The sequence below is a fragment of the Blautia pseudococcoides genome, assembly GCF_001689125.2.
In the GTDB taxonomy this organism is placed as follows: Bacteria; Bacillota; Clostridia; order Lachnospirales; family Lachnospiraceae; genus Blautia; species Blautia pseudococcoides.
The window spans coordinates 4,196,621-4,218,096 of sequence record NZ_CP015405.2; the positions used below are offsets into that span (position 1 = coordinate 4,196,621).

General features: G+C 45.8%; 19 protein-coding genes. 3 read left to right on the forward strand and 16 right to left on the reverse strand.

All coding sequences use genetic code 11. The annotated features are described in order from the left end of the window. A complete protein-coding gene (locus A4V09_RS19890) occupies window positions 1-1,533 on the forward strand; it encodes a PucR family transcriptional regulator (protein WP_242963873.1) in 1,533 nt (510 codons plus the stop codon). Here A4V09_RS19890 and A4V09_RS19895 read toward each other — a convergent pair. Beyond that, window positions 1,530-3,053 (reverse strand): PucR family transcriptional regulator, encoded by a 1,524-nt coding sequence (locus A4V09_RS19895; protein WP_065543856.1) that lies wholly within the window; start codon window positions 3,051-3,053, stop codon window positions 1,530-1,532. The genes A4V09_RS19890 and A4V09_RS19895 overlap by 4 nt on opposite strands. Window positions 3,054-3,225: 172 nt before the next feature. On the opposite strand from A4V09_RS19895, the gene A4V09_RS19900 reads away from it, so the two are divergent. Continuing rightward, window positions 3,226-4,218 (forward strand): uroporphyrinogen decarboxylase family protein, encoded by a 993-nt coding sequence (locus A4V09_RS19900; protein WP_065543857.1) that lies wholly within the window; start codon window positions 3,226-3,228, stop codon window positions 4,216-4,218. A 47-nt stretch (window positions 4,219-4,265) separates the two neighbouring features. Here the strand turns inward: A4V09_RS19900 and A4V09_RS19905 are convergent, their stop codons facing one another. The 4 genes from A4V09_RS19905 to A4V09_RS19920 form a co-directional block, all read right to left on the reverse strand. Further along, window positions 4,266-4,583 (reverse strand): putative signal transducing protein, encoded by a 318-nt coding sequence (locus A4V09_RS19905; RefSeq protein ID WP_065543858.1) that lies wholly within the window; start codon window positions 4,581-4,583, stop codon window positions 4,266-4,268. Window positions 4,584-4,600: 17 nt separating this feature from the next. After that, window positions 4,601-5,242, reverse strand: coding sequence for a sugar O-acetyltransferase (locus tag A4V09_RS26580; RefSeq protein ID WP_065543859.1), 642 nt, complete (start codon window positions 5,240-5,242; stop codon window positions 4,601-4,603). Window positions 5,243-5,368: 126 nt separating this feature from the next. After that, window positions 5,369-6,010 (reverse strand): beta-phosphoglucomutase, encoded by a 642-nt coding sequence (pgmB, locus tag A4V09_RS19915; protein WP_065543860.1) that lies wholly within the window; start codon window positions 6,008-6,010, stop codon window positions 5,369-5,371. A 10-nt stretch (window positions 6,011-6,020) separates the two neighbouring features. After that, window positions 6,021-8,306, reverse strand: a complete 2,286-nt coding sequence (locus tag A4V09_RS19920) for a glycoside hydrolase family 65 protein (RefSeq protein ID WP_065543861.1) — start codon at window positions 8,304-8,306, stop codon at window positions 6,021-6,023. A gap of 322 nt (window positions 8,307-8,628) precedes the next feature. Here A4V09_RS19920 and A4V09_RS19925 point away from each other — a divergent pair, with 322 nt between their 5' ends. Beyond that, window positions 8,629-11,472 (forward strand): response regulator, encoded by a 2,844-nt coding sequence (locus A4V09_RS19925; RefSeq protein WP_065543862.1) that lies wholly within the window; start codon window positions 8,629-8,631, stop codon window positions 11,470-11,472. 36 nt (window positions 11,473-11,508) lie between these two features. Here the strand turns inward: A4V09_RS19925 and trhA are convergent, their stop codons facing one another. The 11 genes from trhA to A4V09_RS19980 form a co-directional block, all read right to left on the reverse strand. Continuing rightward, window positions 11,509-12,171, reverse strand: coding sequence for a PAQR family membrane homeostasis protein TrhA (trhA, locus tag A4V09_RS19930; RefSeq protein ID WP_065543863.1), 663 nt, complete (start codon window positions 12,169-12,171; stop codon window positions 11,509-11,511). A gap of 205 nt (window positions 12,172-12,376) precedes the next feature. Then, window positions 12,377-14,182 (reverse strand): alpha-amylase family glycosyl hydrolase, encoded by a 1,806-nt coding sequence (locus A4V09_RS19935; RefSeq protein ID WP_065543864.1) that lies wholly within the window; start codon window positions 14,180-14,182, stop codon window positions 12,377-12,379. A gap of 122 nt (window positions 14,183-14,304) precedes the next feature. Further along, complete coding sequence (locus A4V09_RS19940) at window positions 14,305-14,490, reverse strand: hypothetical protein (protein ID WP_065543865.1); 186 nt, start codon at window positions 14,488-14,490, stop codon at window positions 14,305-14,307. Beyond that, window positions 14,487-14,918: an ROK family protein gene (locus A4V09_RS19945; protein ID WP_242963874.1), complete on the reverse strand. Its 432-nt coding sequence runs from the start codon at window positions 14,916-14,918 to the stop codon at window positions 14,487-14,489. The genes A4V09_RS19940 and A4V09_RS19945 overlap by 4 nt, the downstream gene beginning before the upstream one ends. A gap of 45 nt (window positions 14,919-14,963) precedes the next feature. Then, complete coding sequence (locus A4V09_RS19950) at window positions 14,964-16,130, reverse strand: ROK family protein (protein ID WP_065543866.1); 1,167 nt, start codon at window positions 16,128-16,130, stop codon at window positions 14,964-14,966. A gap of 80 nt (window positions 16,131-16,210) precedes the next feature. After that, on the reverse strand, window positions 16,211-16,645 hold the full coding sequence (locus tag A4V09_RS19955; RefSeq protein ID WP_288867990.1) for an aminotransferase class III-fold pyridoxal phosphate-dependent enzyme: 435 nt from the start codon (window positions 16,643-16,645) through the stop codon (window positions 16,211-16,213). A gap of 14 nt (window positions 16,646-16,659) precedes the next feature. Then, window positions 16,660-18,636 carry an NAD(P)/FAD-dependent oxidoreductase gene (locus A4V09_RS19960; RefSeq protein WP_065543868.1) on the reverse strand — a complete coding sequence of 659 codons (1,977 nt, stop codon included), beginning with the start codon at window positions 18,634-18,636 and terminating at the stop codon, window positions 16,660-16,662. A 158-nt stretch (window positions 18,637-18,794) separates the two neighbouring features. Continuing rightward, window positions 18,795-19,331, reverse strand: coding sequence for a rubrerythrin (gene rbr / locus A4V09_RS19965; RefSeq protein WP_018596131.1), 537 nt, complete (start codon window positions 19,329-19,331; stop codon window positions 18,795-18,797). A 119-nt stretch (window positions 19,332-19,450) separates the two neighbouring features. Continuing rightward, window positions 19,451-19,993 (reverse strand): NADH peroxidase, encoded by a 543-nt coding sequence (locus tag A4V09_RS19970; RefSeq protein WP_033141649.1) that lies wholly within the window; start codon window positions 19,991-19,993, stop codon window positions 19,451-19,453. Between the two features lie 98 nt (window positions 19,994-20,091). Next, window positions 20,092-20,499, reverse strand: coding sequence for a Fur family transcriptional regulator (locus A4V09_RS19975; protein WP_065543869.1), 408 nt, complete (start codon window positions 20,497-20,499; stop codon window positions 20,092-20,094). Window positions 20,500-20,660: 161 nt separating this feature from the next. After that, entirely contained in the window at window positions 20,661-21,476 is an 816-nt protein-coding gene (locus tag A4V09_RS19980) for a MurR/RpiR family transcriptional regulator (RefSeq protein ID WP_065543870.1), read from the reverse strand.

Here is a 21,476-nt window from a genome sequence, read left to right on the forward strand (position 1 = left end):
TTGAAGTTATCAGCAGTGCTTTTATCCGAAATGATGAATAAAGAATTTCATGTTATCTCTCAGGGAAATCTGGATACAACTGAGAGTTTTCTTCGTCCATTTTTATATGAGGACGGTTCCGGCTTTTCCACAGGGCATATCTGTCTTGTGAGGGCCAAAGACACGGAATCACTGGCCTCACAGCTCACAGGACCGGTCTTTCTGATCATCTCCTTAAGACCCGGTGAAAGCTTTACAACGCCTTCGCACCCCTATCTGGTTCTGGATACCGGCTATACTCTGAGCCGCATCTTCAATTTTATCCAGGACCTCTACGACACTTTTGACACCTGGGATGAACGCCTCAGTACCATTCTGCTGAGCAACGGCAGTGTCCGTGACCTTCTCAGTGTATCCCTGGAAATCTTTCATAACCCTCTGTGTGTCATCGGACTGGATTTTACACCCGTGGCTAATGCCGGGACAGAAGGGATACCGGAAAAATATCATCTGTACTCAGAGGATGGCTTGAACATTGAATATGTTAATGCACTGGCTCAGGATGAGGACTACACAAAAATGCTGGACTCCGACGTTCCTGTATTCTTCCCGGGTTATATTACGGGGCTGAACACCCTGAACGTCAATGTGCGGCAGGACGGGCATACCACACACCGTCTGGCACTCATAGAATATGAGCACCCCATAGAGAACGGCAACGGCTATCTGCTTGCCCATCTGGGAGGCTATGTGGAATATCTGCTCTACCACGAACAGGCCCCTGCCTCACGGCAGTCCGATGCGCTGCACAAGATCCTTCTTACCGTGCTCTCTGACCGCACAGCCGACTATCTGGACATCAGCCAGAGACTGTCTGCCCTTGGCTGGAGCACACAGCACGATTATCTGTGCCTGATCTTCCAGATCACCTATCTGGATCAGAAGAAAATCACCACCAGGGCTATCTGCAACTATCTGGAAAAACAGTTTCCCTATTCCTGCAGCTTTCTTTTCAAAGAAGAGATCGTCACATATTTTAATCTGAGCCGCCTGGATATGGATGAAGATACCGTAGCGGGCAGCCTTACTTATTTCATCAGGGACAGTTTCCTGAAAGCCGGATACAGCCGCCCCATGCAGGGCCATATGAATCTGCGGCGCCAGTATATCCAGGCCAGCACAGCCCTGGATGTGGGAAGCCGGAAAAAGCCGTACCTGTGGATCCACCACTTCAACAATGTGGCACTCACCTACATCCTGGAACAGTCCACACGCAGACTGCCCGGATATATGCTGTGCCATGACAAACTTCTTGATCTGCAGAAAATTGACCGGGAGCAGAATACGGAATACATGCTCACCCTCAGAACTTATCTGGAAGAAAATCTCAACGCCACACAGGCTGCCTCATTGCTGTTCATCCACCGAAGCACATTTCTTTACCGCCTGGATAAGATCAAAAATATTCTGGATTCCGGTCTGGATGACCCGGAAGAAATTTTTTATCTGAACCTGTCCTTCCGTCTTCTGGAGCAGGAGGAGGAAAAAAATTAATTCTCCTCCTCCATAATATAAAAGGAGGCGGACAGGTAAAGCCTGGAACGGAAATCCTCCAGATCCATCTGGGTCAGTTCAAGGATCCTCTCCAGCCGGTTCAGGAATGTACTTCTATGTATAAACAGTTTTTTTGCTGTCAGTGCCGCGTTATATCTGCACTGAAAATAGCAGTACAAGGTCTTATAGTACTCTGTATGCATTTTCGCATCATGCCCTTTCAGTACCAAAAGCCCGGGAGCACAGATCTGCTCCGGTTCAAATTCCCCTCTTCCATGTATGAGAATATAATCCAGCGCATAGTCATCAAACCTGAAGTACCATGGTGTGGAGTCTTCTTTTATCCCCATCTCGAGGGCGATATCGGTCTGCTTAAAGGCTGTCTGTATCCCCTCAAACCCCCGGAATCTCCGGCTGACTCCTGCTGCAAGAAGGTTTTCCCTTAAAAAATAAGCCAGCTCCGGCTGAAAGTCTGTCATATGAAGCCTGCTGCCGTTCAGCAGAACCATCAGGCTGTCATTATATGCCACACAACAAGTATCCTTCCACTGAAGTTCCATCTGAGGACACAGGTATTTGTCATACAGGGACTTATCATACCTGTAGCTCGGACGCATCTGGATCAGGTAATAGAGATCATCTTCTGACCAGGAAACATTGACCAGAGCGGTCCTGAGCCTCTCACCGGGAACAGAATTCCCCCTCAGTTTCAGCCTGAGCATTTCATGCAGGCTGTCTAAGGCACGGTCAGCTATGTGAAAGGCCCCGAACCGCTCATACATCCGCTCCACATAATCTGCCGCCATATGGAGCAGGTCTTTGTGGTATTCATTATCCAACGGTGAGGTGCAGGATACAGCCAGCAGTTTGCCTGTAAACTCCCCCTCGAAAAACAGGTTCTTGCAGAGAAAGGTCATCTGCTCCAGCGAATAGGTATACACCCCGGCAAGCGTTGTGCTCCGCTGGTAAGACGGGTCTGAGATCAGCTGGCTCACCAGCGGCATGGGCAGTGCATGGCTTTCGTTGATAAATCCTTTTTTAAATTTCCCATCCCTGTCAGCCAGCGCCACATATGAAAAATTGGCATCTGTCAGAGCCAGGGAGGTGTCAAAGATTCTGCCGAAGCAGTCTATCAGTTCTCCGAAATCCTGGTTCTCCATAAAAACATCCGTCACCGCGCGCTCCACATCCTCAAAATACTGGAAAATCTCCTGCAGGTCATTGAGCACCTGCTCTCTGGATTCTTTTTTGTCCAGCACAAGCAGGTCTGTATCAATCCGACAAAATATATCATCCACTTCCCCAAAACAGATAAAAATACAATCCTTCCACAGGGATGACTTCAGGTCTATTCTTCTCAGTTCACCACTCTCGATCAAAATCAGGTGCCCCCTGCACAACTGTCCCTCCCTGTAATAAACAGGCCTTTCCACCTTGATCTTACCGGGATTGCAGGAAATTCTCCTGGCTTCATACTTTTTTTTCAGATGATAATAAATTTGGTAAAAAGTAAGTTTCATACAAAATCATCTCCTCACTACAAAGTGTAGTGTATCCATACTGAAAAGTCAATTATTTCATCGTATTTACTGCTTATGACAATTCTGTTATTATAATTATTATAAATCTAGCAGGGAAACGTGTTTTCCCTGATTTCACGTTGGGGTTTCAGACAAAGGAGGTATTCATTTTATGTTGACCAGAAGACAGAATTTATTAGAGACGATCCGCGGCGGTCATCCAGACCGTTATGTAAACCAATACGAGGCATTGGGAATGATTTTCGGCAATCCTTATACGGCTGCCAGCCCAAGCCCGGAATACGGCAAACCCCCGATCAAAAACGCATGGGGCGTAACCATGGTGTGGCCTGACGGAACACCTGGCGGATTCCCGATCCACGATGAAGAACATATTGTCTGCAAAGATATCACGCACTGGAGAGATTATGTGAAAGCTCCGCGCCTGGATTATTCTGATGCAGAGTGGGAGCCATTTATTGCTGAAACGGAAAAAGTAGACCGCAATGAATATTTTGTCACCCAGTTTATTGCACCGGGACTTTTTGAGCAGTGCCACCATCTGCAGGAGATCCAGAACGCGCTGATCAATTTCTATGAGGAACCGGAATGTACCCACGAATTGATTGAATTCCTCACAGACTGGGAACTGCAGTACGCAGAAAAGATCTGCAAATATATCAAACCGGACGCCATCTTCCATCATGATGACTGGGGAAGCCAGACTTCCACCTTTATCTCCCCGGATATGTTTGAAGAATTTTTCCTTCCGTCCTACAAAAAAATTTACGGCTACTACAAAGACCACGGCGTAGAAGTTGTGATCCACCATGCGGATTCCTACGCGGCAACTCTGGTTCCGTTTATGATCGAAATGGGAATCGACATCTGGCAGGGCTGTATGACCTCCAATAACATTGCGGATCTGATCGCCAAATACGGCGAGAAGGTTACCTTCATGGGTGGTATTGACAGTGCTTCCGTAGACCGTCCCGACTGGACACCGGAGCTGGTGGAAAAAGAAGTACGCCGCGCCTGCCAGGAATACGGCACAAAATATTACATTCCGTGTATTACCCAGGGTCTGGGAATCAGTACCTTCCCGGGTGTTTATGAGACAGCCAGTGAGGCAATTGAGAAAGTAAGCAAAGAGATGTTCAAATAATTAAAAAAACGCCGGGACAGCTTTCCTGCTGCCCCGGGCGTACTTTTCTACTCCTCAGGGTTATCCCCTGTATTCCATTCTTCCTCCGGAATCTCAGATTCCTCCTCCAGTTCATCCCAACTGATGGAATCCATCAGTTCTTTTGCCCTCTCATAGGTGTTTCTTCCAACCAGGATGTCAGTACCAAACGTACCGGATGTCCCGGCAATAATGGTAAAATATCCCCCTAAGCTGTTCCCCTGGGCAATATACGGAATATGATTTTCATCCAGCAGCCCGGTCAGGGCTTCCCTCTGGTATATTCCATAGACGGTCCTGAGCTTTATCATCTCGTATTCGTCTTCCTGTTTCTTCTTATGAAACATATCCCCTCCGTCAGAGATTATTCTCTCCAGTCTTTGTTTACAGGCACACCTTTGCGGAAATACTCCTTATCCTCATCTGTGATAGGCCTGGCCACGCGGCACGGAGTTCCGAACGCTATCACATTATCCGGGATATCCTGTGTAACCACACTGCCGGCCCCGATAACCACATTATTTCCTATGGTTACACCCGGCATGATCACCGCGTTGGCGCCTATCCATACGTCGTTGCCGATATGCACCGGAAGGGAGAACTGCGTGGCGTCTCTTCTGAATTCTCCGTATACCGGATGTCCGGTCACACAGATAGATACATTCGGTCCGCACATAACATAATCCCCGATATACACATCCACATCATCCACGATCACCAGGTTAAAGTTAGCATAAAAGTAATTGCCCACATGGGTATTACATCCGTAGGAAAAATTCACCGGTGACTCGATCCAAACCTCATCTCCCAGAGAACCAAGTATCTGTTCCAAAAGCTCACGCTTCCGTCCATAGTCGGACGGGTTTGTCTGATTATAGGCGAATGTCAGCTCCTTGCCGTGCTTTCTCTGCCTTTCGATCAGTTTTTCGTAGGCAACATCTCTTTCATCCTTGTGCCCGAATTCCCGGTACAAAAGACCGCTTTTCATCTGCTGTTCCAATGACATATATTCAATCCTCCTGTATGTCCACTATTTTATCAAACTTTTCCCGTAAAGTCACGAAAATTAACGTTCCGGCAGATTTGCGCATTTACTGTACGGACTGTAAGAAAGGCTCCCGGTAGAGGCCATTCAGCCGCCCACCGCCAAAAGCAGATCCGAGAATGTATCCAGATCATAATCGGCCTTATTGCATTTTACCGCGTCACCCATGGCAGCGCAGTCCATATTCCCTGCTATAGCCGCCTCCAGACCGGACTGGGCATCTTCCACCACCAGACAGTCCTGTGGCTGCAGATTCAGGTACTCTGCAGCTTTCAGGAATACTTCCGGGTCGGGTTTGGAACGTGAAATATTATTGCCGTCTGAAACTGCATCAAAATATCCGTCCAGTCCCAGACGCTCCAATATAAATCCTGCATTCTTACTGGAGGAACCGATCGCCAGAAGAAGTCCCCTGCTTCTCAGTGTATCCAGTGTCTCTTTCACCTGCGGGTCCAGGTCATCGGTGGTCATATTTTTCAGAAGTTCACGATACAGGTCATTTTTTTCCGCCGCATAGCGCACTTTCTCCTCCGGGGACATCTGACCATGATATTTTTCCAATATAATATCAAAACTCTCCATCCGGCTTACGCCCCTGAGTCTGTTGTTGATCTCCTGGTCAAAATAGATACCCAGCTTGTCAGCCAGTTTCTTCCATGCCTGGTAATGGTATTGGTCCGTATGGCAGATCACGCCGTCCAGGTCAAAAATAATTCCTTTATATTTCATGGTTTTCTCCTTATCTCTTGATCTCGATAATATCCTTCAGTGTATATTTTGTGCCGAACACGGTAATCTCCCTGGGTTCCCCTTTTTCCAGGGTAAACACGGTCTTCTCTTTCTCCACACAGACCTGGATGTGGCTTCCCCGGTATCTGATCTTGAACGTATAGGATTTCCATTTATCAGGAAGCACCGGAGCAAAACAGATACCTGACTCTTTCAGCCGCAGGCCGCCGAAGCCATACACCACAGCCATATAATTCCCCCCCATATTAGCAGTGTGGATACCATCCTTTGTATTATGGTGCAGATTGAACAAATCCAGTTTTGCACTGTCACCGAAATAATCGTAGGCCTTATCCTTCAACCCCAGTTTTGATGCCACAATGCTGAAAATACATGTGGACAGGGAGGAGTCATGTGTAGTCACTTTCTCATAGTAGGCGAAGGATTTGCCGATAGTCTCCAAATCCTGCGCATCCTCATAGATAAAATGTGCCAGCACGGTATCTGCCTGTTTGCAGACCTGATAACGGTATAGGCAGAGAGGATGATAATGGAGAAGCAGGGGGAACTTGTCTGCAGGTGTTCCCTTGATATCCCACACTTCTTTTTGAAGGAAAGAATCATCCTGGGGATTAATCCCGGTCTCCGGGTCATAAGGCAGATACATCTGCTCTTCCGCCTTTTTGAACTCCGCGATCTCCTCCGGTCTCAGTCCGATCTTCTCAGCCACGGACGCGAGTTTACCCGCCTCACTCAGCAGTTCATAAAACCTTACCGCCCAATGGAGATTATACTGGGCTCCGGCGTTGGTGTAATAGTTGTTGTTTACCAGACAGGTGTATTCGTCCGGACCGGTCACATCATTGATATGGAATTTTCCCCTGTGGAAATTTCCCGCATCCATCCAAAGTCTGGCAGTTTCAAAAATAATCTCGGCGCCCTTCTCTGCCATCAGATCCAAATCCCCTGTTGCCAGATAATAGTCCACCACCGCATAGGCTATATCCCCGTCAATATGGTACTGGGCGGAACCTGCCGGGAAAAATCCGGAACACTCGGAACCTGAGATCGTCCTCCATGGATAGAGCGCTCCCTTTCTGTGTCCCATAATTCTGGCATTCTCCCTTGCAGCATCCAGAATGCTGTACCTGTATGCGATCAGACTGGCAGATATCTCCGGATTGGTCAAGGTAAAGAACGGCTGCATATACATCTCTGTATCCCAGAAATAATGCCCCTCATACCCCTCACCGGAAAGTCCCTTGGCCGCTATATTGCTGTGTTCATCCCTGCCTGCTGACTGAAGGAGCTGGTAAAGATTGTACCTGACAGCAACCGCCAGGTCATCGTCCCCCTCAATATCCAGTGCCGACTGTGCCCAGAATTCGTCCAGGTATTGCCTCTGCTGCCTGTACCATTCCTCCAGACTGACAGACAATGCCTTTTCCATGGTTTTCTCTGCTTCCTGCCTGCAGTTTTCATATCTGAGAGAATCTGTGAATACCGTATACTTGATCAGACGGACACTCTCCCCTTCTCCCACACCGGTTCTCATTGTCCGGGTGATACAGTGCCCGTTTTGTACGGATTCCTCCTGAACGCCAGAACCGTTTCTACAGTCCAGCACATCCTTTACCGCCGTACATACTGTAAGTCCGGAGGTAACTGTCTCTGTAACCAGATACGACACGCCCTCTTTCATATCCGCGCTTATGGGACGCAGATGTTGAAAGCTCTCACCAGCCACCCTTGGGTCATTGGGATTACAGTAATTTTTCACATCCCCGTTATGTACGGATATAAACTCCAGCGTTCCGCTGAAATTCAGTGCCTCCACTTCGTACGATATGGTAAACAGCGGAAGAAGCAGAAATGAGGTCATTCTCCTGATGGTGATCCCGACTCTGTGTCCTTTTGGGGAACACCAAACTGCCTGCCTCTGTGTGTAACCGTTCTGCATATCCAGGCTGCGGCTGCTCTGCTCCACCGTGCCGTCAAACATACTGAATGTGTCCCCCTCAATACGCAGATAAATGGTCTGGGTATCTGCCACGTTGAGCATAGTCTGCTTTTCCTCTGCCAGTCCGCAGAGCTTTTCCGCCTGAGACATTTCTGCTATGTCATAAAAGCCGTTGATATAAGATCCCCGGATCGTGTCATACCCCCTGGCATAACCCTCCTCAAAATCAGAACGGATCCCAATATAACCATTGGCATTATGGAAAACTGTCTCATTTAAAAGACACTGCTCATTGGCAAGTCCCATGTTCTCAATCTGGTAAACCCATTTATTCATTCTTTTCTTCCTTTCTTCTATCCGCTTTGGAGCTGCTCTTTTCTAGTCATCATTCTAGCAACAACCTTTTTTAATTTCAATGGTTTTATGCAACACCATTAAATTACATAATAACTTTATTTTTGTTTGGACAGATTGACTAATAGCACCACCTAAATTGTACGGTTTTTATAAATAAAACACATATTTCCACTACCGGATCATCCACTTATTATCTTTTATCCGTTCTATCAGATAAAACTAATTAAATTGCTTTTTTACCTTTTATCCACTATACTTATACATATAGCTTCTATAAAACAATAAGCCGGGAGGGCACATAATGAAAAGATTTCTTGCCTTGCTGCTGAGCATTATCCTACTTTTTTCCATATCCTCACCCGTTTATGCCAAAGAGCCGCGTAAAGTTACCGTCGCCTTTCCCATACTGACTGACAGCCGTCTCTATATTGTCAATGAAGACGGAAGTCTTGAGGGCATGATGTACGAATATTTTGAAAATCTGGGAAAATGTGCGGGATGGGATATCCAGTATGTAGTGGATGAGATAGCGGTACTGTTCGACCGTTTCAATAACGGTGATATTGATATCATGGGAACCACCAGTTATCTGGACTCTATGATTGAATATGCGGATTATCCTTCTATTTCCAGCGGTTTTGACTATACCTGCCTGGTTGTAAAAAACGACAACACAGACATCACATCAGGAGACCTGACTTCTCTTAACAATAAGTCCGTGGCTATTACAGAAATGCAGGCAGAGAACGGAAAAAAGGAGATGGTGGAGGACTTCTGTGAAAGCAATCAGATTCAAATGGATATAAAAATATATGCCTCCAAGGATGACTACGAAAGCGCCCTGCAAGATGGGGAAGCGGATATGATGCTGACCGGAAGCGCTGCCCGGGGCAACAACATGCGGATAGTCACCCGTTTTGCAGATTCCCCCTATTACACCATTGTATCCAAAGGTAAACCGGATATTCTGCGGGAGCTCAATGCCGCGCTGTATACTATGCATGCCATGTCACAAAATTATGTAAATAAATTAGAAAACAAATATATGAACGGAGATTCCAGTCTTTCAAATGCGTTCACTGCTGAGGAGAAGAATTATCTCAAAGAAAAAGGTTCCCTTACAGTGGTCCTGCCCAGGACATCATACGGAGCTGTGGATAATCTGGGTGAGAAAGGGAATTATACTTGTCTGGACGCGGATATCGCGGAGTATTTCTGTGAAAAGATCGGTGTTTCCGTTGATTATGTGGTGGCAGACAACACGGAGGATGCCGTTCAGATGATAAAAGAGCAGAAAGCAGATTTTCTGCCTGTCATGACAGCACTGCCGGGCAGTGAGGACACCTACGAAGATTTGCAGCTATTTTCCTATAATACCCCTGAACAGATGCGTATCACCGCCAATCCCTCCTCAAACAAACCTGTACTTGTGCTGCCCAAGTATGAGCATGAGATACTGGAGGACAATGCCATACTGGACAGTTATGAAAAGGTACTGTACTGCGATTCTGCGTCTGACTGTCTGAAATACGTTGCTGACGGCACTGCCACAGAGACCATATTGAACAGCTTTGCCTCCCAGTATCTCCTCATGGTAAACAGTTACCCAAACCTTACCATCGCACCAACCGATTTGAAGCTTACTTCCATGACCCTGGCCGCACCAGCATCTGCCGATACGAATCTTCTCACCCTTCTGGAAAAAGCAGTGCTGAATATGGATTCCTCAGCCATTGATGATATTGTTTATCAGCGCATGATCACAGAACAGACCAACGCTTCCGTGACTTTATCAACATTCTTTAAAAAGCATGTGATTCCCATAACCTTGATCCTACTGGCTGTGATTGTATTTATCCTGTCCTGTATTGCTTTTGTGGTGATCTCACGCATACGACAGAAAAGTATGCAGGATACACTGGTGGAAAGAGAACGAAACGAGAAGGAACTGAGCCGTGCTCTGGAACTGGCCAATGTGGCAACTGAAGCCAAGACAAGATTTTTGTCCAATGTCTCCCATGAGATGAGGACACCCTTAAATGGAATTCTGGGAATGATCACACTGATGCAGAACGAAAACTCCCCGGAAAAAAACAAAGACCATCTGGAAAAGGCCAGAATCTCCTGCAGCCAGCTTCTTTCCCTAATTAACTCTGTGCTGGACATGTCCCGGATTGAAAGCGGCAGGGAGACCTTGTCCCCGGAAACTTTCCGTATGTCCACTGTTTTGGAGGAACTGCGGGCCATGCTCAGTATACAGGCGGAATCCAGAAATATTAATATGGATATCAACGGCGTCTCCATGCCTGACAGAATTTTGTTGGGAGACTGCGTTAAATTAAAACAAATACTGTCGAATGTGATCATGAATGCCATTAAATTCACGCCCGAAGGAGGGCAGATCACACTGACAGCAAAAGAAAAGGGGACAAACGAAACCGGCGAACTCCTCTATTTATTTGCATGCAGGGACAACGGCATTGGCATGACCAGAGAATTCATGGATACCATGTTTCAGCCATTTACCCGCTCAGAGGAAGCAGATAAAATGCAGATCAGCGGAACCGGCCTGGGTCTGTCTGTGATCAAAGGCCTTGTGGATTTAATGCACGGCACCATAGACGTGGACAGCCAAAAGGGAGAAGGATCTGTCTTCCGGATCATCCTGCCCTTCCCGGAAGGACATAACACCGTGGAAGATACCACATTAGCGGCAGGAGACAAACAGGAATCTGCAGACCTGTCTGCGATGCTGGAGGGTAAGCGGGTTCTTATCACAGAGGACAATGAACTGAATCTGGAGATCACAGAACAGTTCCTGGAGATCATGGGCGTTGTATCTGATTCCGCTCATGACGGCGTTGAGGCGGTGGACATTTTCTCCTCTTCCTCCCCAGGTTCCTTTGACGCCATTCTCATGGATATCCAGATGCCCAGAATGAACGGATATGAGGCAGCAAAGGCTATACGCAGCCTTCCCCGCAAAGATGCCTGCTCGGTACCCATTATCGCTATCACGGCTAACGCCTTCAGGGAAGACATGGAGAAAGCCCTCTCCTGCGGCATGGATGACCATCTTGCCAAGCCAGTGGATTTGAATAAACTGCAGGATATTCTTATAAAATACTGCTGCAGACAAGATTAAAAAACAGGTCCCGTGCATTTCGCGGGACCTGCCTTTTTATACCGGCATGGGAAGAACAAAGAAATACATAACAATAAAGTGACATAAACTGCCACCCATAACAAACAGGTGGAAAATCTCATGCGACCCGAAATATTTATGGTTCGCATTGAAGATGGGAAGCTTCAGCGCATAAATAATACCTCCCACTGTATATATGATCCCTCCTGCCAAAAGCCAGCCAAAGCCTGCCGGTGACAATGCTTTTACAATGGGTACAAAGGCAAACACACAGAGCCATCCCATTGCAATGTATATGACTGAAGAAAACCATTTTGGACAGGTGATCCAGCAGGCTTTGATCAGGATTCCCACAATGGCCACTAACCACACCGCGGTGCAGAGAATGGTACCTGTTTTTCCGTGGAGTACGATCAGACAGATCGGTGTATAGCTTCCTGCTATGAGAATAAAAATCATCATATGGTCCATCTTGCGCAGACGCCGGTTTACCTTTTCCGTGGAATCTACCGTGTGGTAAATGGTACTGGCCGCGTATAAAAGTATCATGCTCAGCATAAAAATACTCATTGCAATTATATGGATACTGTCCGGCTCCCTGGCTGATCGGATCAACAGTGGTGCCGCCGCCAGAACTGCCATCACCCATCCTATAAAATGTGTGATCGCGCTGCCCGGTTCTTTGATTTTCAGTTTCATAACATCACTCCTTACTTTAATTATGTATATAGTATATACTTTAGCTACATTTAGTATTCTTAAATATCACATGTAGTTTTAAATACTATGTTCTGATATTTACTATACTACTACTCATTTCCTTATATTGCAACCCTTTTTTATAAATTTTTTCAAATCCCAGGTCAGCCAGAAGCCTGTGTACAGCAGATACCGTATGCATTCATTATGCCAGCCACAGATATTCATATGGCCCCAATACTATATTATCCCACAGGGGAACTGTTTTTCCCTGAATCAGATCATGAAGCTCCCAGGGAAGGCCAAACCAGTTCACAGCATTGCAGTTCACAGTCTGCCGCTCCTCGCTGAAGTTTGCCAGCACCAGCATCTTATCCTCCCTGTGAAATGCAAAGACAGCCTTATTTCCCGTATCAATGGGGATAGATGGAATATCCGAAGCAAATATACGGTTATCCTTTCTCACCTGGATCATCTCTTTGATACCGCTGAAAATAACTCCCTGCACAGTCCCCATATCATGTCTGTCTGCCGCCTTATCCCAATCCATAGGTGCACGATGCAGCCACCTGGAATCATGGGCAATGGTATGGTCTTTCTTATAGTCCCACCAGTTCATGGTGCCAATCTCATCACCGCTGTAAAGAAGCGGTATGCCTGTATAAGAGATGATCATGCTGTTCAGAAGCAGGATCCTCTTGACCGCCAGTTCCAGTTTATACCTGTCCTTCTTTGCAAGGGCCTCCTCCAGACCGCACAGGGAAGCCATAGTGCCGCTGTTTCTGGCATCCAGAGTCTCAGGATTGAACTCATATAATTCACCTTTTGCAAAGCTTCCCGGAAACTTCCCTTCCATGAACTGAATAATAAACTGTTTATGGGCCTCAGGGTCCATGCCCAGATCTTTGATGATATCCTTCTCAAATCCCCATCCAATATCATCGTGGCATCTGGCATAATTGATCCATACCCCGTCCTTGGGCGTACCGTAATCAATTGACATGGAACGCTGCATCAGCCGCACATCCCTGGCAGCCAGAGAATTCCAAAGAAGCACCATCAGGGACGCATTATACATAATGTGGCATTCCTTCTCCTCCGGGGTACCGAAATACTTCACGATCTCATGGGGTTCCACAATAGCCTCACCCAAGAAGATAACAGAGGGGCATACCTCCTCTATGATCATCTCGTACATTTTCAGCAGTGTGTGCACCTGAGGCAGGTTCATGGATGAAGTCCCCAGCTCCTTCCACATATACGGTATGGCATCCAGCCTGAAAATATCAATCCCCTTATTGGCCAGTGTCAGAAGTACGTGGGCGATCCGGTTGAACACATTGGGATTTTTATAATTCAAATCCCACTGAAATTCATAGAAGCGTGTCATGACAAATTTTCCAATATCCTCATAATAAGTAAAGTTCTTAGGCGCCACTTGCGGGAAGATTTCCGTCAGAGTCTTCTCATACTCTGAGGGAATGCCGTAATTGTCGAACATGTAATACATATCTTCATATCCCGGCTGGTTTTTCCTGGATTTCAGCGCCCACTCATGTTCCTTTGCGGTGTGGTTCAGAACAAAATCAATACAGGTACGGATCCCCTTTTTCTTCAGCCTGTCAATAACGTGTTCAAACTGCTCTGTAGTGCCGAATTTCTTATCCACGTTCAAATAATCAGACACCGCGTATCCGCCGTCATTCTGGCCCTCTCTGGACTGCAGAAGCGGCATAAAATGCACGTATGTCACTCCCAGGTCTGCCAGGTAATCAATTCTTTTCTCAAAATCGGACAGGTTTTCTGAGAACTTGTCCAGATACAGCATCATCCCCACCATCTTCTCCGAGAGATACCAGTCATTCCCCTTTTTATCCTGCTTTTTCAGTGCAGTACTTCTGTCCGCCTTTGCAGTCTTCATAATTTCCATAAGCTGGTCATAGAAAAATTGGGTGATCCCATTCTCCCCGTACAGCCCAAAGTAATATGTGCGCAGTTTTTCCATGGACATAGTCTTTTACTCCTTTCACACACCGGAAGCTGATTCCGTATTCTCTTGCTACAAGTATACAGGATAGACGGATTTCCCACAAGTCAAAAAGGCACCGCCAATCCATACACAGGCGATCCCTTTTACTCTTTGCTTTCTGTCATTATTCTGCTTTTCCATTTATTTTCTAAGTCCGGGCTGCGGGTTTCCTTGATCTTGAGCTCATCCTCACGGTCCGCATGTACCTGCATGACATTGGAATGCGCTGCGCTGATCAGCATTGCGCTGATAACAGATCTCGCATCGTAAATGCAGCTTCCGTATTTCAAATTATGCTACCAACCACTATTTTGTCCTTCTCCAGGTGGTTTACCGCCACATCATACTGAAGAAGGTTGTTCACATCATTGTTCACATATACCGGAACTTCAAAATACTCCCTTATCTCAGCCGAAATATTCCTGTTATGAAATACAACCTCCCCTGCACTGTTTCTTATATTTGTAGTACAGATGACCGTTTCCTTATCATTTGAGACGGAGGAGGGAACACCGATGGATACAGCATCTATGTTCTCAATTCCGTTGGAAACCCTGTACTTCTCAATAATTTCACAGAGCTTCTTCACAGGGTTGTGGGCATTGGCAATGTAAAAGCTTTTGATGACAGAAGGATTCCTCATCTCATTTTCCGGGGTCACAGCCCCGATGCGGAGATTTGTCCCACCCAGATCAATGCCTATTATTACATTATTCATTCTCCACTTCTCTTCTTTCTTCGTAACTGTTCCGAATTTTCACAGTTAATTATAAATCTCATCCACCCAGGCATCTCTCACCATATGAAAGCAGCCGCGCATCATATGATACTCATCATACAGCGCCTGACGGACTTGCACATGGATTGGGATCGCCTCATTCTCCAGAGATTCCACAAATTCCTGGAAACGTGTCATGATAAGCCTGCTGTAGTCACTGTAGCAGCTGTCCACAACCAGCATTCCCGGATTATATACCCACAGCAGATTGTACAGAACCCTGACAATGACATCCAGCGCCTCATCTACGATCCTTTTCACTTCCTCCACCTGCTCCTCATAAGCGCGGATCACCTCTTTGAACTTCTTATCAATGCCCGCCTGACGAAGTTTACGGTTCAGGACTGATACAGAGATCATATCCTCAAATGTGGTATATTTTTTTCCTGCGGTGTCTGTGAGCAAAAGCATCTTTCCCACCTCTCCGGCCATGAGCTCCTCACCCATGACCGCAGTGCCTCTGTGGATAAAGAACCCACCCACACCATGACCGCAGTAAAAATAAAACTGGCTGTCTGCTTCAGAATCCATACTCTCATACTCTGACCATGCTGCCGGAACCACATCGTGCAGAACTAAAATATTACCGATTCCAAACGCTTCCGCAAACAATTGTTTTATATGCAGGTCCTTAAAGTCAGCTATGAGGTCATAATTAACCAGGTCAACATTTTCATAATAGGCACTTGGAACAAACACTGCAATCCCCACCGTAACTGTATGCAAAGCCGCAAGCTTTTCCTTTATCAGTCCAACCGCACGCAGGAGATTCTCCCTGTAGGTGCATTTGGGGTCAAATTCCAGTGTCTGCTCTGCCTCAGGTGCCTCATAGATATCATATATGAGGAAACTGATCTCATCTACAGATGTCAGATTGATGCATACAATATTGCCGAACTTTTCATTTATTTCAAGTGCTTTGGGTTTTCTGCCCACGTCACTGCCGCCGCAGACTTTTTCCACAAGGATACCGCCCCCGATCAGGTCATCCACAATATGCTTTACCGTCATGACACTGATATGGTTTTCTTTAGCCAGCTCACTTCTGGTCTTGGTCTTGTCCCGTAAAATACTCTGCATAATGTTCACAACATTTACATTTCTAATGGTGCTGACTGTCAGCGTCTGTTTTCTATCTGCATCTATAGTCATTGAAATCACTTCCTTATTATTTTTTAACTGTCACTGCCTTTACATTTACGATTTTTCTCTATTGTAACGGATAATGCCTGCTATTTCAAACATTCTGTGAGAGATTTCTCAATGACAGCTACTGCCTCATCCACATTTTCTTTTGAAGTGATCAGTGCAGGATGCATAACCACAACTACATTTTCCAGGTTTTTTCTACTCTCCAGCTCTGTCACCAGTCCATTTTGAAGCATGGATTCATAGAATTCCTGACCAAGTACATATTTATCTTCTGAAGATGTTCCCTCCAGCTCCATGCCCTGCAGAAGTCCATGTCCCCGAACATCTTTGATGACCGGGTATTTATCCTTCAGCTCCAGAAGCCTGCTGTGCAGATAGTCACCTACCACACGGCTGTTCTTCACAAGACCGTCACGCTCAATGATCTCAATATTCTTCAGGGCACTGCGGCATGTCAGCGGATAACAGGAATGGGTATGTCCGTGAAGGTTGATCTTGCTCATTGCCTCACCGATTTCTTTTCATATACTTAAGCATTGCGGCCTGCAAAATAACCGCTGGCTGTGGCTTCACGTATTCTTCCTGTCTTTTTGCAGTCTCCAACTGCTATAAAATCTATTCCCAAATCATAACAGGTATCTCGCAGCCTGTTTGTTTCTGAATCTTTTGGACGCACACCCGCTGCGATGAGGACGGAATCCGCCGCCAGCATTCTTTCTTCTCCGTCTTTATTTTTTACGATGGCGCCATCCTCTGTGATCATCCTACAGGAACAGCCTGTCAGCACCGGGATTTTATAGTATGCTATCTTTTCATCTATCATCTGCTTCAGTCCGCCGTCAGCCTCCCCTGCGATAATATCAGTCATTTCTACGATAGTTACATTTTTCCCATCCTGGGCAAGGGCTATGGCCTCCTCACATCCCATAAGGCCCCCGCCGATTATCACCGTATTATTTCCCGGAACGGCTCCTGACCGATGCATAGATGCAGCGTACAATACATTGTTATCAGCAATTCCCTCAATAGGCGGAATAAACGGATCCCCGCCTATGGCGCCTATAACCAGATCCGGTTCCGCACTCCGGATCAGTTCCGGGGTCACGACCGTATTCATACGGACTTCAACCTGGCTGTCTTCTATACGGCTGATAAGCGAATCCCTGAACTTACGGATATCCTGCTTGAACTCAATATGATCAGAATAACTGAGTGTTTTTCCAAGAGAATCACTTGCCTCACATAAAATAACCTTGTGCCCCCTCTCCAGCGCACCTAAAGCAGCCTGCATTCCTGCCGGGCCGCCGCCTGCTATCAGAATCTTTTTCTCCACTGTTTTAAAGGAATTCTCCCTGGCTATTTCACGAAGCCTTCCCATAACAGGATTCACAGAACAATATACCACACCGTTTGGATATGGTACATAAGGGATAAGTGCGCCACTGTTACAGCGCATACAGCGGATACAGTGGGCAATTTCACTGCTCTTTCCCTTCAATGCCTTTTTAGGAAGAAACGGGTCTGCTATCATTTGACGTCCCATCGCAACCATATCTACCTTTTCTTCCTCCAGCAGTTTTTCCATATCATCCGGATCTGACAATCCTCCGATACCTGTAACAGGTACACTGACTGCTTTTTTTATAGCTGCTGCATATGGTATGTTTACACCATTTGGGAAAAACGGTCCCGGAAACATTCGCACCATAGTGGCCGGGTCATGGAAACTCCCCACAGATACATGGAATGAATCCACCTTGCTCTCAATCATATGGGCAAAAACTGCCATTTCTTCCTCTTCCAGACCTCCCTCAATAAGCTCTGAACCTGAAATACGATATTCAATGGGAAAATTCCTCCCGCAGCGCGCCCTCACTCTATCCAAAACCATAATAGGGAATCGGGCACGGTTTTCCAGACTCCCCCCATATTCATCTGTCCGTTTATTATTTAATGGTGAAAGGAATTGGTCTAAAAGCCATCCGTGACCTCCATGTATCATTACCATATCAACACCTGCAAATTTCGCCATAAAAGCCGCCTCTGCATAGGCGTCGGCAATTTCATTCATCATCTCCTCCGTCATTTCTTTCACTTTGGCACCATAATGATTGACTGACGGGGACGGCCCCCACACCTCCCCGTTATCAGGAAGATAAGCAGGATGGGCTCTTCTCCCGGAGTGCACAAGCTCTATGGATACAAACGTGTCATACTGATGCACGCTGTCAACCAGCCTTGTCAAGGACGGCAGGAGGCCCGGATCATCCAGATGGGCCATCCGCGGATGACATGCATCCGTACGTGAATGGATTCCGGTCTCCCCTATCGTAAGAAGTGCCGCACCACCTCTTGCCAATGTGGTATAAAAATCAATGTTATCCTGTGCAAAATACCCCTTTTCTTCCCCACGCCCGGTAATTGTCATGGGAGACACACAGATTCGGTTCTTTAATGTCAGCCGGCCGATTTTTATGGGGCTGAATAAATATGGATAATGCTTCATAATTCCCTCTCCTTTTGTAATACCTGCTTTTTAACCGTACGGCAGAATTTGTATAACTTTATCTTACACCAGAAAAGATGGAATAACAACAAAATAGAAAAAGAGAGGCCAAACGGCCCCTCCCTGATTACTATGTGAATGATACAAATGTGAGGAAATTAATAATTCTCTACTTTTCTTTCAAAGTATGCCTTCGGATGAGCACATACCGGACATACTTCAGGAGCTTCCTCTGCCTCGTGTACATAACCACAGTTTCTGCACTTCCAGCCTAAAGGAGCATCTCCCTTAAAGGTTTTGTCAGCTTTATAACTTTCAAGGAGTTTTTTATAACGTCTCTCGTGCGCAGCTTCCACTTTTGCAACACCTTCAAATTTTACTGCCAGTTCTTCAAAGCCCTCTTCTCTGGCTTCCTGAGCCATACGTGCGTACATATCTGTCCACTCGTAGTTCTCACCTGCAGCTGCGTCTTCCAGGTTCTGAGCAATATCATGGATTCCGTGAATCTCTTTGAACCACATCTTAGCATGTTCTTTTTCCTGGTCTGCTGTCTCCAGATATAAAGATGCTAACTGCTCATAACCGGCTTTCTTTGCTGCTGATGCGTAATATGTATATTTATTTCTGGCCTGTGATTCACCGGCAAATGCATCCCATAAGTTTTTCTCTGTTTTTGTTCCTGCGTACTTTGACATAATAAAACCCTCCATAAGATTCTGAAAATAACGACTATTTATTTTCTTTAGCAGAACCGGACATCTGCCGGCTCTGCCAATTGGTTGCTAATAGGGAAATACCAAAACTTTTATATGGATTAGCCGAAATATCTCTTTAACAGGCCTTCAAATGCTTTTCCGTGACGAGCCTCGTCTCTTGCCATCTCATGTACTGTATCATGGATAGCATCCAGGTTAGCAGCTTTTGCACGTTTTGCCAGGTCAAATTTACCAGCTGTTGCTCCGTTTTCAGCAGCAACACGCATTTCCAGGTTTTTCTTTGTGCTGTCTGTTACAACTTCGCCTAATAACTCTGCGAATTTAGCCGCATGTTCTGCTTCTTCGTAAGCAGCTTTTTCCCAGTATAAACCGATTTCCGGATATCCTTCTCTGTGAGCCACTCTAGCCATAGCCAGATACATACCAACCTCTGAGCACTCGCCCTCAAAGTTAGCTCTCAGATCAGCAATGATATCTTCGCTTACGCCCTGAGCTACTCCTACAACATGCTCTGCTGCCCAGCTCATTTCGCCAGCCTGCTCTGTAAATTTATCAGCACCTACGCCGCATACTGGACATTTCTCCGGAGCTGCGTCACCTTCATAAACATATCCACATACACTACATACAAATTTTTTCATAATACTCATTCTCCTTTTTAATTAAAATTTTGTTATTTATTGTTTTCTTGATAACAGTAATTATTACTGTTTTAATGTAACATACTTGACAATTTTTGTCAACTAGTTTTTTTAATTTTTTTTGTTTCCAGACATTTCTTACAAACACCGTAAAAGGTAGTCATATGACCTGTTATTTTACCATCAAAGCTCTCGGCCACTTTCTCCTTCATACAGTCAAATTCGCCTGCCTCTATGTCTGTGATACTGTGACACTGGGTGCATATAAAATGACTATGAGGTTTTGTATTGCAGTCAAATCTGTCCGGCCCGTCTCCTGTTGTTATCTTTGCAATCTCGCCTAAGTCTACCAGAAGAGATAAGTTCCGATATACTGTTCCAAGACTGATATTCGGAAAATCGGCTTTGATCCCTGCATATACAGTATCGGCCGTAGGATGCTCCTTGCTGTTCATAACGAACTCGCGGATGGATTCCCGCTGACGGCTGTACTTCAATGTTGCCATCGCACCCTCCTTTCAATAACAATAATTGTTACTGATATAACTATATTATACTTAACAATTTTTGTCAAGTATAATTTATAAAAAAGCCGGCTCTTTTTTCAGCCGGCTTTTGTGTTATGGACTGGCACTGCGTGGGGGTTATTGCAGCAAGCTGCTTTGCATCACCTGGCATCCAGCGCATTGAGGGTATACTCATGTATTGCTTCTCTCCGGAATTTATCTGACTCCAGTATATGGGAAAATAAAATATCCACCATAACTAATATCGGAAACTGTGGGGATATCGCCTTCCCCTTTTCCAGATTTTCCTTAACCGCAAACAAAAGTATCTCATCGCAGTAATCCAAAAATGTCTTATCCTTCCTGGATGTCATCAATATGGTAGTGGCCCCTCTCTCTTTGGCTGCCCTCAGAGAAGTCATGACTTCCTCTGTCCTTCCGCTGACACTGATACCGATAACAGCACAGTCCTCATCCAAGAGCACGGAGTTGATCTTCATAATATGCGTATCTGTCACTGCCTCCACGTTAACACCAATACGCATAAAACGAATCTTCATCTCCACGCCCACCAGACCGGAACTTCCCTTGCCATACACATATACCCGCTTCTTCTCAGACAGTATATTGACAATACGCTTCATCTGCTCCTCATTCACCAGGGAATAACTCTTGTTTAAAAGTTCCTGGTAAGTATTCAGCACCATTTTGGTCTGGTCATTACTCACCGGGTAATTCCGCACAGTTCCCTGCTCATAACAAAAAAGAAACTCCCGGTATCCCTTATATCCACACTTTTTCGCAAAACGTGACAGGGATGCCTCTGACACGTACAGACGGCTGGAAACACTCTTGGAGGATAAATCTATTTTCTCTGTATTATTGATAAAGAAATCAGCGATCGTCTTCTCCAGAGGTGTAAAGCTGCTATAAATTGATTCTATTTGAGGAATGATATTTTTTTCATACTGCTCCAT

Excerpts from the sequence above, each read along its gene's own strand:
- A4V09_RS19975 (WP_065543869.1), bottom strand. The coding sequence starts at position 20,499 with ATGGCAACATTGAAGTACAGCCGTCAGCGGGAATCCATCCGCGAGTTC.
- A4V09_RS19900 (WP_065543857.1), top strand. The coding sequence starts at position 3,226 with ATGTTGACCAGAAGACAGAATTTATTAGAGACGATCCGCGGCGGTCAT.
- pgmB (WP_065543860.1), bottom strand. The coding sequence starts at position 6,010 with ATGAAATATAAAGGAATTATTTTTGACCTGGACGGCGTGATCTGCCAT.
- A4V09_RS19925 (WP_065543862.1), top strand. The coding sequence starts at position 8,629 with ATGAAAAGATTTCTTGCCTTGCTGCTGAGCATTATCCTACTTTTTTCC.
- A4V09_RS19920 (WP_065543861.1), bottom strand. The coding sequence starts at position 8,306 with ATGAATAAATGGGTTTACCAGATTGAGAACATGGGACTTGCCAATGAG.
- A4V09_RS19935 (WP_065543864.1), bottom strand. The coding sequence starts at position 14,182 with ATGTCCATGGAAAAACTGCGCACATATTACTTTGGGCTGTACGGGGAG.
- rbr (WP_018596131.1), bottom strand. The coding sequence starts at position 19,331 with ATGTCAAAGTACGCAGGAACAAAAACAGAGAAAAACTTATGGGATGCA.
- A4V09_RS19980 (WP_065543870.1), bottom strand. The coding sequence starts at position 21,476 with ATGGAGCAGTATGAAAAAAATATCATTCCTCAAATAGAATCAATTTAT.
- A4V09_RS19895 (WP_065543856.1), bottom strand. The coding sequence starts at position 3,053 with ATGAAACTTACTTTTTACCAAATTTATTATCATCTGAAAAAAAAGTAT.
- A4V09_RS26580 (WP_065543859.1), bottom strand. The coding sequence starts at position 5,242 with ATGTCATTGGAACAGCAGATGAAAAGCGGTCTTTTGTACCGGGAATTC.
- A4V09_RS19950 (WP_065543866.1), bottom strand. The coding sequence starts at position 16,130 with ATGACTATAGATGCAGATAGAAAACAGACGCTGACAGTCAGCACCATT.
- A4V09_RS19960 (WP_065543868.1), bottom strand. The coding sequence starts at position 18,636 with ATGAAGCATTATCCATATTTATTCAGCCCCATAAAAATCGGCCGGCTG.
- trhA (WP_065543863.1), bottom strand. The coding sequence starts at position 12,171 with ATGAAACTGAAAATCAAAGAACCGGGCAGCGCGATCACACATTTTATA.
- A4V09_RS19905 (WP_065543858.1), bottom strand. The coding sequence starts at position 4,583 with ATGTTTCATAAGAAGAAACAGGAAGACGAATACGAGATGATAAAGCTC.
- A4V09_RS19970 (WP_033141649.1), bottom strand. The coding sequence starts at position 19,993 with ATGAAAAAATTTGTATGTAGTGTATGTGGATATGTTTATGAAGGTGAC.
- A4V09_RS19945 (WP_242963874.1), bottom strand. The coding sequence starts at position 14,918 with ATGAATAATGTAATAATAGGCATTGATCTGGGTGGGACAAATCTCCGC.